We start from the raw sequence: 14,641 nt of genomic DNA on the forward strand, positions 1-14,641 counted from the left end.
CGGCGGGGGCGCAGCCCGTTTCTTGCGCGGCCGTCCTGCGCACCGCATGCGGCCCGCCCTCACTTGCGAATGGCGCCGCCGCGCCGTAGAACGCTCGCGCATTCCGCCAAACGCCGATGCGCACGCCCCCGAGGACCCCATGACCGAGCTTTCCTACCGCGAGCCCGAGCCGAAGATCATCGCCGGCGTCAAGGGCGACTGGGAGATCGTGATCGGAATGGAGGTCCATGCCCAGGTGCAGGCGAAGTCGAAGCTGTTCTCGGGTGCCTCGACCCAGTTCGGCGCCGAGCCCAACACCAATGTCAGCCTCGTGGACGCCGCCATGCCCGGCATGCTGCCGGTCATCAACGCCTTCTGCGTCGAGCAGGCGGTGCGCACCGGGCTGGGACTGAAGGCCGCCATCAACCTGCGTTCGGTTTTCGACCGCAAGAACTATTTCTACCCCGACCTGCCGCAGGGCTACCAGATCAGCCAGTACAAGCACCCCGTGGTGGGCGAGGGCGAGGTGCTGGTGGACATGGCGCCCGGCGTCGCCCGCAAGGTGCGGATCGAGCGCATCCATCTGGAGCAGGACGCCGGCAAGTCGGTGCACGACATGGATCCCGCCATGTCCTTCGTAGATCTCAACCGCACCGGCTGCGCGCTGATGGAGATCGTCTCGATGCCCGACATCCGGGGGCCCGAGGAGGCGGCGGAGTACGTCCGCAAGCTCAGGCAGATCATGCGCTACCTCGGCACCTGCGACGGCAACATGCAGGAGGGGTCGCTGCGCGCCGATGTGAACGTCTCGGTCCGGCCCAAGGGCTCGCGCGAGTTCGGCACGCGCTGCGAGATCAAGAACATGAACTCGATGCGCTTCATCCAGCAGGCCATCGACTACGAGGCGCGCCGCCAGATCGCCATCCTCGAGGACGGCGGGACGGTGGTGCAGGAGACGCGGCTCTATGACCCCAACCGGGGCGAGACCCGCTCGATGCGCTCGAAGGAGGAGGCGCACGACTACCGCTATTTCCCCGACCCCGACCTGCTACCGCTCGAGATCGAGCCCGCGCTGGTCGAGCGGGTGCGCGACAGCCTGCCGGAGCTGCCGGACGAGAAGAAGGCGCGCCTCGTCACCGCCTATGGCATCACCGAATACGACGCCGCGGTGCTGGTGGCCGAACGCGCGAACGCCGATTTCTTCGAGGCGGTCGCGAAGGGCCGCGACGGCAAGCAGGCGGCGAACTGGGTGATCAACGAGCTGTTCGGGCGGCTCAACAAGGAAGGCCACGGCATTGGCGAGAGCCCCGTGTCGGCCGTCCAGCTCGGCGCGATTCTCGACCTGATCGGCTCGGGCGAGATCTCGGGCAAGATCGCCAAGGACCTGTTCGAGATCGTCTACACCGAAGGCGGCGAGCCCCGCGCGATCGTCGAGGCGCGCGGCATGCGGCAGGTCACCGACACGGGCGCGATCGAGGCTGCGGTGGACGAGGTGATCGCCGCCAACCCCGACAAGGCCGAGCAGGCCATCGCCAAGCCCGCGCTGGCCGGCTGGTTCGTGGGCCAGGTGATGAAGGCGACCGGCGGAAAGGCCAACCCGCAGGCGGTGCAGGCGCTGGTCAAGGCGAAGCTGGGGGTCGAGTGACGACGCCTCGGCCGCGCCCGAGCTGGCGGTCGTAGTCGGCCGCGTCAAAGAAGCCAAGCGAGGCCTCCACCTCGGCGGCGTCCGTCAGGGTCCAGAACTCCCATCCGCTGATCCTGACGCGATTGCCCGAGCCGCCGGCGCCCGAATTTGTGCCCTCGAGCGTCCAGAGGAAGATTGCGGTGTTGCCGGACGACCGGACGCCATCGCAATGCACGACGAGGTCGGGGAAATCGCCGTAGAATGCACGCGCCACATCCGCGATCGCGGCCCGGCCGACGGTCGGCTCGCCATGGTTGATCGAGATGCGCCCGCCCGGCGCGTAGAAGGCGGCAACGCCGTCCGGGTCGTGGGCGCTCCATGCCGCGGCATAGCGCTCGGCCATGGCGCGGATCTCGGAAGGTGACGGTGGCATGGCGGCTCCTTTCGCCGGGATTTCTCGCCCCCTTCCACCCGACGATCACGCTAGACGACCGTCGCGGGCATTTCCACCCGTGGATGCAAGCGCCATGGCCATGCGCCAGCCGATGCGGCACCTGCGGACAAGGCCGCCATACGCGTCACAACGCCGGCACTGATGGCATCAAAAGACTGAAAGAATCCTCAGAATCGACCAATAACTTGACACAACAGGGCAATAAACGGCACCATTTCGACAACGTATAAGCTTAGAGACTGTCGCGTTCGCGCGTGAGGCACCTTCATCCCGGCATTTTGCCTGCGAGCTTCCTGAGCGGGGGGCGTGAAGATGGCAAAACCGGATCGTGCTGGCGGAGGAAATGGCGGCGGCGACACCGCGAGCGGCGACCTCGTGATCCTCGGTCTCGTGGACGAGACTGACATCACCGACGGACTCGATGACGACGGCATCACGCAACTGGCCAGCGGGTTCTCGGTAAAGGGCACGCTGTCGACATCCGTCAATACGATCACCTTCCTCGTCACCCTCAGCGACGGCAGCATCGCCCAGCTGACATTCGGCGACACCGATGCCGACATGCTCACGGCCGAGGCGACTCTCGCCGGCGGCACCTCCACCACGACGCTCGACAGCGATCCGCTTGCCGCGGGCGACGAATGGGAATTCACGGTGACGTCGGACGGTGACTGGACCCTGACCTACATTGGCGCCGACCTGCCGGACGGCACCGTGCAGATCGGCGCGGAATACACCGTGCAGAATGCGCGGAACGGCAAGCTCCAGACCAAGACGGCAACCGGCGTGAGCTTCGCGATCGATGCGCCCGCAGACCCCGATGTCAACGAACCCGTGGTGATCGGCACCGCCGACCTCGCGGGCGCTGCGACCGAGGATGGCATCCTCGCCGACAGCGGCACCATCGCCTTCTCCGATGCCGATGGCTCGGATCTCCACAGCGTCACCGTCTCGTTCGTCTCGAGCACGCACGCCACGCAGCTTGGCGCGCTCAGCGCCACGGTGAGCACGGCGACCGACGCGAGCGGCCAGGGCGGCGTCGTGACATGGGACTATGCGGTCGCGAACGAGGACGTACAGTTCCTCGGCGAAGGCGAAACGGTGACCGAGGTCTTCCGGGTCGAGGTTTCGGACGGCAACGGCTCGACCGAGATGCGCGATGTCACCGTGGTGCTGACCGGGACCAACGACGCCGCCCTCATCACGGGCACCGACAGCGGCGCCGTCACCGAGGATGCAACGCTGATCGCGAGCGGCACGCTCGCCGTCTCAGATGCCGATGCGGGCGAGGCCGCGCTGCAAGCGGTCGCGAACGCGGCCGGCACGTATGGCAGCTTCACCGTCGAGGCGGACGGCGACTGGACCTACACGCTCGACAACGGCAAACAGGCGGTGCAGGCACTCGGCGCGGGCGAGACACGCACCGACACGCTCGAGGTGCGCTCGCTGGACGGCAGCGCGACGCGGACGATCACCGTCACCGTCCACGGCGCCGACGAACCCACGCCGCCCGGCGGGTCGAACGACAGCACGCCGCTGGTCGGCGTCCCCGACCTTCTCGCCGCCTTCGACAGCGGCACCTCGGACACGGACGACATCACGGGGATCGGCGTGGTGTCGTTCTCGGTCGCGCTGGTCGCCGGGGTCGAGGCGGGCGACACAGTCACGCTGCGGATCGACGGCACTGAAGTCGCGAGCCACGCGGTCACGGCCTCCGATCTCGACGCCGGCGCGGTGGTGTTCAGCGACGTCTCGCTCGGTGCGACCGGCACCAAATCGGTTCGCGCCGCGGTGTCGGACGGCACGGGCACCGAGACGGTCTCGGGTGCGCGCGCGGTCACCTTCGACGCTGCGGCGGCCGGGCTCTCGACCATCGACCTTGCCGCGGCGTCGGACAGCGGCGCATCGGACAGCGACCACCTGACCAATTCGACGCGGCCGGTGCTTCGCGTCTACTTCGATCCCAACGTCGCCGCCGGCGAATATCTCGGCTTCTACATCGACGGCATCGAGGATACGGTGATCCACATCCTCGAGCAGTCCGACATCGACCTCGGATATGTCGATCTGCAACTGGGCCGGACGCTCGCGGATGGCGCCCACACCATCGAGGCGCGAATTGGCACTGTCGATCAGCTCTATGCGATGTTCGGGCTGATCCGATGGAAGAGCTTCGACACCAGTGCGACGCTTGCCCTTACCATCGACACCGTGGGCAACGGTCCGATCTCGATAGACGCGGTGACGGCTGGCGGCGCTGCAATGGTCTTTGGCGGCGTCACCGACGATGCGGCACCCGTGTTCAGCGGCACCGCGGGGGCCGGCGCGACGGTCACGCTGCGTCAAGCCGATACGGTCTTTGGCACCGCCACGGCCGACGCCTCGGGCAACTGGACCATCGCGCTCGAGACGCCGCTCCCCGACAAGCTCTACTACTTCTTCGCCGAGACATCGGACGAGGCTGGCAATGTCTCGCGCGACCGCTTCCTGCTGCGCGTGGACGCGGTGGCCGAGCCCGCGCCGGTCTTGACCCCCGAGAGCTATGCCGGAATGTGGCACCTCGCAGCGCTGGGCGGCGTAGCGGCGGACTGGACCGACTTCTCGGCCATCGAAGCGGTCTGGGTCGATTACAGCGGCGCGGGCGTCTCCTACGGCATCTTCGACGACGGGGTCGAATACGACCATATCGATCTGGACGACAATTACGACTGGCTCAAGCACCTGGTCATCGACGGAGCGGCGCTCGACGCCTACCCCGTGTTCACGCAGGAGGGCGTCCACGGCACCGCGGTCGCGGGCGTGATCGGGGCCGAGGCGAACGAGCTTGGCACCGTCGGCATCGCGAACGGCGCAACGCTGACCGGCGTCAATATCTTCAGCGGCCCGGCCTATGTGAACGCGGCCGGCACTGACCCCGATCACGGGTTCTACCAGGCGATCGACCAGCAATACCGGTTCGACATCGTCAACCACAGCTGGGGCGGCGCGCCGCTGTTCCTCGACGACGACCCCACGATCATCGGCAGCAATGTCGGCCTTGCGACGGTCGCGGGGTTCCAGAAGGCGGTCGAGACCGGGCGCGGCGGCCTCGGCACGCTGATCTTAAAGTCGGCCGGCAACTGGGCCGACAATTCCAACGGCAATGTCGCCGACGCGAGCCGCTATTCGATCACCGTTGCGGCCTTCGACAGCGACGGCGACGCCTCGTTCTACACCAGCCGCGGCGCGAACGTGCTGATCTCGGCTCCGTCGAGCGGATACACAGCCATGGGCGACCTGCGCATCCCGACGACCGACCGGCAGGGCCTGAACGGCTATGTGAGCGGCGACTGGTCGACCTCGGGCACGGGCGGCTTCGGGGGCACGTCATCGGCCGCCCCCACCGCCGCGGGCGTCGCGGGGCTGATGCTCGAGGCCGCGCCGACGCTGGGCTGGCGCGACGTGCAGGACATCCTCGCCTACTCCGCCAGCATGATCGGCAGCCCCGTGGGCGTGGACAACACGACCGAGGAGATCGTGCCGGTCGATGCCGACAACAACGGCTCGTACGAGTCGACCGACCTGCGGCGTATCGAGTACTTCGCCAGCACCTGGAACGGCGCGACCAACTGGAACGGCGGCGGGCTGCACCATTCCAACGACTACGGTTTTGGCGCCATCAACGTGCACGACGCCGTGCGCATGGCCGAGGTCTGGCACCTGTTCGGCCCGGCGCAGACCTCGGCCAACGAGGGCAGCGCGACGCATGCCTTCGCCAATGCCGACCCTGCCAACGATCCGCTCATCTCGGTCAGCGGCGACGGCTCGAGCATGACGGCGAGCTTCACCGTCTCGGGCGCGGCGATGGAGCTCGACACAATCGACATCCGCCTCACGCTCGCAGCAAAGCTGCTCCAGGAGGCCGAGATCACCATCACCTCGCCCTCGCAAACCACGGTGACGCTGATGCGGCCCGACATCGGGGACTATATCCCGGTGTTCACGCTCAATGGCTCGCCCCAGACAAACGTGCTGAGCTGGACCTTCGGGGCGCATGCCTTCAAGGGCGAGGACCCGAACGGCACATGGACGGTGACGCTGACCGAGCGCGACGTAACCTATGACGTCGACAATTTCGGGCAGGAGCTCGACGGCATCGCGCTCCGCGACATCGCCTTCACCTTCTACGGTACGATCGACGGGACGGCGGGCGTCTCGCTCGCGGACGATGTCTATCACTACACCGACGAGGTGTTCGCGGTCATCGGGGACGATGCGGGGCGAAGCGTTTTGAGCGATACCGACGGGACCGACTGGCTCGACATGGCGGCGATGACCCATGACGTGAGCCTCGACCTCGGCGCCGGAACAGCGCGCTCGCTGACGACCGGCGTAAGCTTCATCACCTCGGGCGCCGGCACAATCGAGAACGCGGTCACCGGCGACGGCGACGACGTGCTGACCGGCAATGCCTTCGACAACCACCTGATCGGGATGCGCGGCAACGACACCCTGAACGGCGGCGGCGGGACCGACATCCTCACCGGCGGCGAGGGCGTCGATACCTTCGTCTTCGAAGCGGGATTCGGCACGGTGACGATCACCGACTTCATCGGCGACCTTTTCGCCGGCGCGGGCTCGGGCGATGTGCTCGACTTTTCGGGGGTGGGCGAGGTGACGAGCTTCGCCGAGTTCTCGCTCTCTCTCACCAAGACCAGCGACGGGGTCGTCTACGACTACGGCGGCGACATGCTCGACATGGTGATCTTCGCAGGCCTCACCGACACGTCCCAGATCGGCGAGAGCGACGTGATCTTCGGCATGACGGCTTGACCCTCGGCGCGGCGGCGGGGGCTCAGGCCCCCAGCCGCTCGGCGTGCCAGGCGACATGGTCGCCCGCGAAGGTCTCGACGAAGAAATAGCTGTGGTCGTAGCCCGGCTGCATCCGGAACACGAACGGCGTGCGCCGCGCCGCAAGGGCTGCGGCAAGCGCCTCGGGCCGCAGCAGGTCGATGAACTGGTCGGCCGCCCCCTGGTCGATCAGGATGTCGGAATGCCAGCCATGCTCGGCGACAAGCAGGCTCGCGTCATACCCCGCCCAGGAGACGCGATCCTCGCCCAGATAGGCGTTGAACTGCTTGCGGCCCCAGTCCGACTCGGTCGGGTTCGCGATGGGCGCGAAGGCCGAGAGCGAGCGGAACCGCTCTGGGTGGCGCAGCGCCAGGGTCAGCGCCCCGTGCCCGCCCATGGAATGCCCGGTGATGCCCTGCCGCTCCATGTCGAGGGGGAAATGTCCGGCCAGCACCTCGGGCAGCTCGTCGAGCAGGTAGTCGAACATCCGGAAATGCGGCGCCCAAGGCGCGCGCGTGGCGTTCAGGTAGAAGCCTGCCCCCTGCCCCAGGTCATAGGCCTCGTCATCCGCCACGCCCGGTCCCCGGGGGCTGGTGTCTGGAAAAACCAGCGCGAGGCCCGCCAGCGCGGCATGCCCCTGCAGCCCTGCCTTCACCATCGCGTTCTCATGCGTGCAGGTCAGGCCCGAGAGATACCACAGCACCGGCACCCGCGCCGCGCGCGCCTGCGGCGGCAGATAGACGGCGAAGGTCATGTCGCAGGCGCAAACCGACGAGCGGTGCCGGTACACGCCCTGCACGCCACCATGGCTCGCATTCTCGGAAATCGTTTCCATCGACCGCTCCCTTGCCCGGGCCGGCGCCTCACCCGGCGCGCCCTTCCAGCGCGTTCTCCCCTCGGGCGCCCCTCAGCCGCCGAAGCGACCGGCCAGCGCCGCGAGGCCCGCATCATAGATCCCCGCGATGACCGCCTCGGCCCCCGGCTCGGTCGGCACGAAATGCGACGACCACACCAGCCGCGTACCCTCGGTGAGCTGATCTGCCTCGAACAGCGCATGGTAGCGCGCGACCGGCAGCGGCCCGCGCAGGATCGCGTAGCGGTAGAAATGCGTGCCCTCGGCTTCCAGGTGCTCGACGATCCGCCCCCCGTCCGCCAACGTGAGCAGGCGGAACACCTCGCTTCCCACCGCTTGCGGGGTCGAGGCGATTACACCGGGATGCCACTTGTGGAGCCCGTGAAACTCGCCCGCCACGCCCCAGGCGTCGTGGATCGGGGCCGAGAGCGTCACCGAGCGGGAAACCGAAACGATGTCGTGCTCCATGCGTGCCTCCCTTGCGTCACTGCGCCGCCGCCTGCGCGGACCGGGCGGCGGTGCCAACTCAGTAGGTGACGACCGCCCGGATCGACTTGCCCTCGTGCATCAGGTCGAAGCCGTGGTTGATCTGCTCGAGCGGCATGGTGTGGGTGATCATAGGGTCGATCTCGATCTTCCCGTCCATGTACCAGTCCACGATCTTCGGCACGTCGGTGCGCCCGCGCGCGCCCCCGAAGGCCGTGCCGCGCCAGACGCGGCCAGTCACCAGCTGGAAGGGGCGCGTGGCGATCTCGGCGCCCGCCGGGGCCACGCCGATGATGATCGACTCGCCCCAGCCCTTGTGCGCGCACTCCAGCGCCGTGCGCATGACCTTAACGTTGCCCGTGGCATCGAAGCTGTAGTCCGCGCCGCCCTTGGTGAGGTTCACGAGGTAGGGGACGAGATCGCCCTCGACCTCGGCGGGGTTCACGAAATGGGTCATGCCGAAGCGCTCGGCCATCGCCTTCTTGCCGGGGTTGACGTCGACGCCGACAATCTGGTCGGCTCCCGCCAGCCTCAGCCCCTGGATCACGTTGAGCCCGATACCGCCGAGCCCGAACACCACGCAGCGCGAGCCGATCTCGACCTTGGCGGTGTTGATCACCGCGCCGATCCCGGTCGTCACGCCGCAACCAATATAGCATATCTTGTCGAAGGGAGCGTCCTCGCGGACCTTGGCCACCGCGATCTCGGGAAGGACGGTGTAGTTCGAGAAGGTCGAGCAGCCCATGTAGTGCCGGATCGGCTCGCCATCGAGCGTGGTGAAGCGCGACGAGCCATCCGGCATCAGCCCCTGCCCCTGCGTCGAGCGGATCGCCTGACACAGGTTCGTCTTGGGATTGAGGCAGTAGTCGCATTCGCGGCACTCGGGCGTGTAGAGGGGGATCACGTGATCGCCCTTCTTCACCGACTTCACGCCGGGCCCGACCTCGACCACCACGCCCGCGCCCTCGTGACCAAGGATCGCCGGGAAGAGCCCCTCGGGGTCGGCGCCGGAGCGGGTGAACTCGTCGGTATGGCAGATGCCGGTGGCCCGGATCTCGACCATCACCTCGCCCGCCTTCGGGCCGTCGAGATTGACCTCGGTCACCTCCAGCGGCTTGCCCGCCTGGAACGCCACGGCTGCACGGGTTCTCATCGCACGGTCCTCCCCTTGTCGTCGGTGGCCAGCGCGCGTTGGGCGCGGAGCATCCACCCTGTCGCTGCGCAGTTGGCCGAGAGGGAGGGCCGATTTCAACCGCAAATTTCCGCCAGGCGGCAGAGGCACACCCGGCGCATCGAAAACCGCCGCGCGCGGCCCGCTGGTCGGGCCCGCGCGCCGAGAAAGGTATTGACGCCGGGCCGCGCTGCGTCATCCTGTCCGGCACGGCATCGGGCGAGTCTGCCGGATGCGACGACCGTGACAACCGGAGGAATCGAGAATGGCCTGGACCGCGCCGACCATCGAGGAAGTGACCTGCGGCATGGAAATCAACATGTATTTCCCGGCCGACGAGGACGGCACCCTCTTCTGAGACGAAGCGGAACCGGCGCGGAGGTCGCATGACCGCCCTTCGCGCTGTCATCCTCGGCGCCGCCGCGGGCGGGGGCCTTCCGCAGTGGAATTGCGGATGTACCAATTGCGCGGCTGCGCGGCGAGGAGAGATCCCGGCGCAGTCGCAATCATCCGTTGCCATTTCGGCCGACGGGGATGGCTGGGCCATCCTCAACGCCTCGCCCGACATCGGGCGGCAGCTGTTCGCGACGCCCGCGCTTCATCCCACGGGACCGCGCGACGTGCCGATCCGGTCGGTCGTGCTCACGAACGGCGATATCGACCATGTGGCAGGGCTGCTCACGCTGCGCGAGAAGCAGCCGTTCACGCTCTGGGCGACGCCGGACATTGTCGGGGTGATCGCCGCGAACCCGGTCTTCGACGCCTTGGACCGAGAGCTTGTCCCCCGGCACAGCGTGCGGCTCGGGGACGCGTTCGAGCCCGCGCCGGGCCTCGAGGCACGGCTGTTCGCCGTGCCGGGGAAGGTGCCGCTCTATCTCGAAGGCCCCGAGGCCGAGGTCATGACCGATCTCGAGGGCGAGCAGACCGTGGGGGTCGAGTTGCGCGCGGGCTCGCGCCGCGCCCTCTACATCCCGGGCTGCGCGCGGATGACGCCGGCGCTTCGCGGCCGGCTGGAGGGCGCCGATCTCGTCTTCTTCGACGGCACGCTCTGGCGCGACGACGAGATGATCCGGCTGGGCCTTGGGCGCAAGACCGGCGCGCGGATGGGGCACATGTCGATGGACGGCGAGGCGGGCTCGATTGCCGCATTTCGCGACATCCGCGTCGGGCGCAAGGTGTTCGTGCACATGAACAACACGAACCCGGTTCTCGACCCCCGCTCGGCCGAGCGGCGGGCGGCCGAGGCGGCGGGCTGGATCGTGGGACAGGACGGGATGGAGATCGTGACATGACCGCGCAACCGCTCTCGCGCGAGGCCTTCGAGGCACGGCTCCGCCGGATCGGCGCCGAGCGCTACCACGACAAGCACCCCTTCCATCATCGGCTGCACGGCGGACAGTGCACGCCCGACCAGGTGCGCGCCTGGGTGATCAATCGCTACTACTACCAGTCGCGCATCCCGATGAAGGACGCGGCCTTCATGTCCCGCGTCGAGGACCCGGCGTTGCGCCGCGCCTGGCGCTCGCGCATCGAGGACCATGACGGCGCCGAGGGGCGCGAGGGCGGCATCGCGCGCTGGCTGAAACTGGCCGAGGCCGTGGGGCTCGACCCTGCCTACGTCGCCTCGGCGCGCGGGGTGATGCCGGCCACCCGCTTCGCGGTCGATGCCTATGTTCGCTTCGTGCGGGAGAAGACGCTTCTCGAAGCGGTCGCATCCTCGCTGACGGAACTCTTCGCGCCCAAGATCCATTCCGATCGGATCGAGGGACTGCTGAAGCACTACGCCTTCGCCAATGACGTCTCGATGAGCTATTTTCGCAAGCGGCTCGACGAGGCGCCGAAGGACGTGGCCTTCGGCCTCGCCTGGGTGCTCGACCATGCCGACACGGCCGAGAAGCAGGACGCCGCCGCCGCCGCGCTCGAGTTCAAGACCGACGTGTTGTGGGCCCAGCTCGACGCCCTGTGGCATTCTTACGTCGAGCCCGCGCGCATCCCCCCCGGCGCCTGGCAGCCCGGGGAGGGGCTGCAGGCCGTGGCGGCATGACCGGGCTCGCGGAACAGGCGGTGCCGAGGCTTCTGCGCGGGGTGCGGACCAAGTTCGATGGGGTGCGCGGCATCTGGGTGCTGCTGGCGCCCGAGCGCACGCTCAAGCTCGATGCGGTGGGCGCAGCAATCCTTGCCGAGACCGACGGTACGCGGTCCTTCGGCGAAATCGTGGACCGGCTGGCGGCCAGGTACCAGGCGCCGCGCGAGCGGATCGCCGCCGATGCGGGGACCTTCCTCGCCTCGCTGATCCAGCGGCGGATGGCGGAGGCGGAATGAACACGCAAGCTCAGACCACAGCCGCCCGGCCCGTCGCGGTCCAGCCGCCGATGGCGATGCTGGCCGAACTCACTCATCGCTGCCCGCTCGCCTGCCCTTACTGCTCGAACCCGCTCGAGCTCGCGGCGAAGGCGTCCGAGCTCTCAGCCGCCGACTGGGCGCGGATCTTCGGGCAGGCAGCCGAGATCGGGGTCCTGCAACTGCACCTGTCGGGCGGCGAGCCCGCCTCGCGGCGCGATCTCGAGGAGATCGTGGCCTCGGCCCATGCGGTCGATCTCTATACCAACCTCATCACTTCCGGCGTTGGGCTGACCGAGCGGCGTCTCGACGCCCTCGTCACGGCCGGGCTCGAGCACATCCAGCTCTCGCTGCAAGGGGTGGATGCCGCGACGGCCGACCGGATCGGCGGCTATCGCGGCGGCTTTGCGCGCAAGATGCAGGTGGCCGGGTGGATCGGCACGCGCGGCATTCCGCTGACACTCAACGCCGTGATGCATCGCCAGAACCTCGACCGCCTGCCCGAGACGATCGAGATGGCGGTCGAGATGGGCGCCCGGCGGCTCGAAGTCGCGACCGTCCAGTTCCACGGCTGGGCCACGCTGAACCGCGCGGCCCTGATGCCCACCCGCGCGCAGGCGCGCGAGGCTAGCCGGATCGTGGCCGAGGCCCGCGAGCGGCTCAGTGGCGTTCTGGTGATCGACTACGTGACGGCCGACCATCATGCCGACTATCCCAAGCCCTGCATGGGCGGCTGGGGCTCGACCGGGCTCAACGTCACGCCGGACGGGCGGGTGATGCCCTGCCACGCGGCGCACACGATCCCCGGCCTCGACTTCCCGCGCGCGCCGGAGACCCACCTGGGCGAGATCTGGCGCGACTCGGCGGCCTTCAACGCCTTCCGCGGCTTCGACTGGATGCAGGAACCCTGCCGCTCCTGCGAGCGCAAGACGCGCGATTTTGGCGGCTGCCGCTGCCAGGCGATGGCTTTCGCAGGCGACGCGCGCGCGACCGACCCCGTCTGCATCAAGTCGCCGCTGCACGCGCGCCTGCAGGAATCGGCCGAGGCGGACGCGGCGGCCGAGGGGGTCGCGCTGGTCTACCGCGAGGGCCCCGCCTGACGCGGGCTGCGCTCAGGCCGGGCGCGAGCGCATCGCCATCGCGGCGCCCCAACCCAGCATCCCCGCGATCATCGAGGCCGCGAAGATCCATCCATTGGCGTCGGTGAGCCCGATGATCGCGAGCGCAGGACCCGGGCAGAGCCCGACCAGCCCCCAGCCCAGGCCGAACAGCGCCGCACCGCCGATCAGCCGCCCGTCGATCCGGCCCTTGGGCGGCCCCGGCATCTCGGCCCCGCAGAGCGCCCGGCCCCGCCGCGCCGCCACCCGCCAGGCGACTGCCATCGGGATGAGCGCCCCCGCCATGACGAAGGCGAGCGTCGGGTCCCAGTCCCCCGCCACGTCGAGGAAGGCCAGCACGCGGGCGGGGTTCACCATGTCCGAGACATAGAGGCCGAGGCCGAACAGGGCACCCGAAAGCCCCGCCGTCAGACCGCGCATCTCAAAGCCCCCCGATCACGTGCCGCGTCACGAACACGGTGAGCGCGGCAACGACCATGAATGTTCCCGTCGCCGCCATCGAGCGCGGCGACAGCCGCGACAGGCCGCAGACGCCATGCCCCGACGTGCAGCCGCTGCCGAGCCGCGTGCCGACCCCGACAACGAGTCCGCCCGCGATCACGAGGCCGAGCGGCGCCGCGGGTGCGATCACCGGAGCGCGGCTTGCGAGCCCGACGAGGCCGGGCGCCGCAATCAGCCCCGCGAGGAACGGAAGCCCCTCGTCCAGCCGGCGCCCCGCCAGCGCCTCGCCCAGAATGCCGCTGATCCCCGCGATGCGGCCATTCGCAAGCAGCAAGAGCGCTGCCGCACAGCCGATCATCAGCCCGCCGAGCAGGCCGAAACCCCAATCTGGCATGGTCGTCTCCGTTACAGCCGGTTGAGCGGGACCTTGAGATAGACGGTCCCGTTGTCCTCGGCGGGCGGCATCCGGCCCGCGCGCATGTTCACCTGGATCGAGGGGATGATCAGCCTCGGCATCCCCAGCGTCTCATCGCGCGCCTCGCGCATCGCCACGAAGTCTTCCTTGCTTCGGCCGGCGATGTGGACGTTGCGGGCACGCTCCTCCGCCACGGTGGACTCCCAGGCGTAGTCCTCGCGCCCCGGCGCCTTGTAGTCGTGGCACATGTAGAGCCGCGTCTCGTCGGGCAGGCTCAACAGCTTCTGGATCGAGTCCCACAACTGCGCGGCCGAGCCGCCAGGGAAGTCGCAGCGCGCCGTGCCGTAATCCGGCATGAACAGCGTGTCGCCCACGAAGGCCGCATCACCGATCACGTAGGTCAGGCAGGCGGGCGTGTGCCCAGGCGTGTGCAGCACGGAGCCGGTAAGGCCGCCGATCGCGAAGCGGTCCTGCTCGCGGAACAGCCGGTCGAACTGCGAGCCGTCGCGCTCGAACTCGGTCCCGGCGTTGAAGATCTTGCCGAAGGTGTCCTGAACGACGCGGATGTTCTCGCCGATGCCGATCTTGCCGCCCAGCTCGCGCTGCAGGTAGGGCGCGGCCGACAGATGGTCGGCATGGACATGCGTCTCGAGCAGCCATTCGACCTTCAGGCCATGCTTGCGGACATGGGCGATGATGCGGTCCGCCGAGGCCGTCGAGGTCCGCCCCGCGGCATTGTCGAAATCGAGCACCGAGTCGATCACGGCCGCCGCAGCGCCTCCGGGATCGCGCACGACATACGAGACCGTGTTGGTCGGCTCGTCGAAGAAGGCCGTCACGTCCGGCGTCATCGCGTCCTCCGCATCTGTCCTCCACTGGTCGAGATGGGCATGCGGTCAGCATACTACAACAGACGGCTGTGCAAAGTGC

At 68.5% G+C, this 14,641-nt stretch carries 14 protein-coding genes; 7 read left to right on the top strand and 7 right to left on the bottom strand.

Annotation, left to right across the window (positions count from 1 at the left end; translation table 11 throughout):
• Positions 1-139: 139 nt before the first annotated feature.
• Positions 140-1,624 carry an Asp-tRNA(Asn)/Glu-tRNA(Gln) amidotransferase subunit GatB gene (gene gatB / locus M1105_RS09485; RefSeq protein ID WP_249580107.1) on the top strand — a complete coding sequence of 495 codons (1,485 nt, stop codon included), beginning with the start codon at positions 140-142 and terminating at the stop codon, positions 1,622-1,624.
• On the opposite strand, the gene M1105_RS09490 is transcribed toward gatB, so the two are convergent.
• Complete coding sequence (locus M1105_RS09490) at positions 1,599-2,036, bottom strand: ester cyclase (protein ID WP_249580108.1); 438 nt, start codon at positions 2,034-2,036, stop codon at positions 1,599-1,601. The two genes, gatB and M1105_RS09490, sit on opposite strands and share 26 nt — an antisense overlap.
• A 333-nt stretch (positions 2,037-2,369) precedes the next feature.
• Here M1105_RS09490 and M1105_RS09495 point away from each other — a divergent pair, with 333 nt between their 5' ends.
• Entirely contained in the window at positions 2,370-6,869 is a 4,500-nt protein-coding gene (locus tag M1105_RS09495) for a VCBS domain-containing protein (protein ID WP_249580109.1), read from the top strand.
• A gap of 22 nt (positions 6,870-6,891) precedes the next feature.
• Here the strand turns inward: M1105_RS09495 and fghA are convergent, their stop codons facing one another.
• The 3 genes from fghA to M1105_RS09510 form a co-directional block, all read right to left on the bottom strand.
• A complete protein-coding gene (fghA, locus tag M1105_RS09500) occupies positions 6,892-7,722 on the bottom strand; it encodes an S-formylglutathione hydrolase (RefSeq protein WP_249580110.1) in 831 nt (276 codons plus the stop codon).
• Between the two features lie 72 nt (positions 7,723-7,794).
• The gene (locus tag M1105_RS09505; protein WP_249580111.1) at positions 7,795-8,208 is read right to left on the bottom strand and encodes an SRPBCC family protein; all 414 of its coding nucleotides are present in this window, start codon (positions 8,206-8,208) and stop codon (positions 7,795-7,797) included.
• Between the two features lie 58 nt (positions 8,209-8,266).
• Positions 8,267-9,379 (bottom strand): S-(hydroxymethyl)glutathione dehydrogenase/class III alcohol dehydrogenase, encoded by a 1,113-nt coding sequence (locus M1105_RS09510; RefSeq protein WP_249580112.1) that lies wholly within the window; start codon positions 9,377-9,379, stop codon positions 8,267-8,269.
• Positions 9,380-9,662: 283 nt separating this feature from the next.
• Here M1105_RS09510 and pqqA point away from each other — a divergent pair, with 283 nt between their 5' ends.
• Genes pqqA through pqqE form a run of 5 tightly spaced genes read left to right on the top strand, consistent with a single transcriptional unit; the run spans position 9,663 to position 12,837 of the window.
• Entirely contained in the window at positions 9,663-9,755 is a 93-nt protein-coding gene (gene pqqA, locus M1105_RS09515; protein WP_249580113.1) for a pyrroloquinoline quinone precursor peptide PqqA, read from the top strand.
• Positions 9,756-9,783: 28 nt separating this feature from the next.
• The gene (gene pqqB, locus M1105_RS09520; protein ID WP_249580114.1) at positions 9,784-10,689 is read left to right on the top strand and encodes a pyrroloquinoline quinone biosynthesis protein PqqB; all 906 of its coding nucleotides are present in this window, start codon (positions 9,784-9,786) and stop codon (positions 10,687-10,689) included.
• A complete protein-coding gene (gene pqqC, locus M1105_RS09525; RefSeq protein ID WP_249580115.1) occupies positions 10,686-11,441 on the top strand; it encodes a pyrroloquinoline-quinone synthase PqqC in 756 nt (251 codons plus the stop codon). The genes pqqB and pqqC overlap by 4 nt, the downstream gene beginning before the upstream one ends.
• Positions 11,438-11,719 (top strand): pyrroloquinoline quinone biosynthesis peptide chaperone PqqD, encoded by a 282-nt coding sequence (gene pqqD, locus M1105_RS09530; protein WP_249580116.1) that lies wholly within the window; start codon positions 11,438-11,440, stop codon positions 11,717-11,719. The genes pqqC and pqqD overlap by 4 nt, the downstream gene beginning before the upstream one ends.
• Positions 11,716-12,837 (top strand): pyrroloquinoline quinone biosynthesis protein PqqE, encoded by a 1,122-nt coding sequence (gene pqqE / locus M1105_RS09535; RefSeq protein WP_249580117.1) that lies wholly within the window; start codon positions 11,716-11,718, stop codon positions 12,835-12,837. Before pqqD ends, pqqE begins: the two co-directional genes overlap by 4 nt.
• A 12-nt stretch (positions 12,838-12,849) precedes the next feature.
• Here the strand turns inward: pqqE and M1105_RS09540 are convergent, their stop codons facing one another.
• Genes M1105_RS09540 through M1105_RS09550 form a run of 3 tightly spaced genes read right to left on the bottom strand, consistent with a single transcriptional unit; the run spans position 12,850 to position 14,562 of the window.
• Positions 12,850-13,275, bottom strand: coding sequence for a DUF6691 family protein (locus tag M1105_RS09540; RefSeq protein WP_249580118.1), 426 nt, complete (start codon positions 13,273-13,275; stop codon positions 12,850-12,852).
• 1 nt (position 13,276) lies between these two features.
• Positions 13,277-13,690 (bottom strand): YeeE/YedE family protein, encoded by a 414-nt coding sequence (locus tag M1105_RS09545; protein ID WP_249580119.1) that lies wholly within the window; start codon positions 13,688-13,690, stop codon positions 13,277-13,279.
• An 11-nt stretch (positions 13,691-13,701) separates the two neighbouring features.
• Positions 13,702-14,562: an MBL fold metallo-hydrolase gene (locus tag M1105_RS09550; RefSeq protein WP_249580120.1), complete on the bottom strand. Its 861-nt coding sequence runs from the start codon at positions 14,560-14,562 to the stop codon at positions 13,702-13,704.
• Between the last annotated feature and the right edge of the window lie 79 nt (positions 14,563-14,641).

The organism is Thermohalobaculum sediminis, from assembly GCF_023487995.1.
Lineage (GTDB): Bacteria > Pseudomonadota > Alphaproteobacteria > Rhodobacterales > Rhodobacteraceae > Thermohalobaculum > Thermohalobaculum sediminis.

Excerpts from the sequence above, each read along its gene's own strand:
- M1105_RS09550 (WP_249580120.1), bottom strand. The coding sequence starts at position 14,562 with ATGACGCCGGACGTGACGGCCTTCTTCGACGAGCCGACCAACACGGTC.
- M1105_RS09505 (WP_249580111.1), bottom strand. The coding sequence starts at position 8,208 with ATGGAGCACGACATCGTTTCGGTTTCCCGCTCGGTGACGCTCTCGGCC.
- pqqB (WP_249580114.1), top strand. The coding sequence starts at position 9,784 with ATGACCGCCCTTCGCGCTGTCATCCTCGGCGCCGCCGCGGGCGGGGGC.
- fghA (WP_249580110.1), bottom strand. The coding sequence starts at position 7,722 with ATGGAAACGATTTCCGAGAATGCGAGCCATGGTGGCGTGCAGGGCGTG.
- pqqD (WP_249580116.1), top strand. The coding sequence starts at position 11,438 with ATGACCGGGCTCGCGGAACAGGCGGTGCCGAGGCTTCTGCGCGGGGTG.
- pqqA (WP_249580113.1), top strand. The coding sequence starts at position 9,663 with ATGGCCTGGACCGCGCCGACCATCGAGGAAGTGACCTGCGGCATGGAA.
- pqqC (WP_249580115.1), top strand. The coding sequence starts at position 10,686 with ATGACCGCGCAACCGCTCTCGCGCGAGGCCTTCGAGGCACGGCTCCGC.
- pqqE (WP_249580117.1), top strand. The coding sequence starts at position 11,716 with ATGAACACGCAAGCTCAGACCACAGCCGCCCGGCCCGTCGCGGTCCAG.
- M1105_RS09495 (WP_249580109.1), top strand. The coding sequence starts at position 2,370 with ATGGCAAAACCGGATCGTGCTGGCGGAGGAAATGGCGGCGGCGACACC.
- M1105_RS09490 (WP_249580108.1), bottom strand. The coding sequence starts at position 2,036 with ATGCCACCGTCACCTTCCGAGATCCGCGCCATGGCCGAGCGCTATGCC.
- M1105_RS09545 (WP_249580119.1), bottom strand. The coding sequence starts at position 13,690 with ATGCCAGATTGGGGTTTCGGCCTGCTCGGCGGGCTGATGATCGGCTGT.
- M1105_RS09540 (WP_249580118.1), bottom strand. The coding sequence starts at position 13,275 with ATGCGCGGTCTGACGGCGGGGCTTTCGGGTGCCCTGTTCGGCCTCGGC.
- M1105_RS09510 (WP_249580112.1), bottom strand. The coding sequence starts at position 9,379 with ATGAGAACCCGTGCAGCCGTGGCGTTCCAGGCGGGCAAGCCGCTGGAG.
- gatB (WP_249580107.1), top strand. The coding sequence starts at position 140 with ATGACCGAGCTTTCCTACCGCGAGCCCGAGCCGAAGATCATCGCCGGC.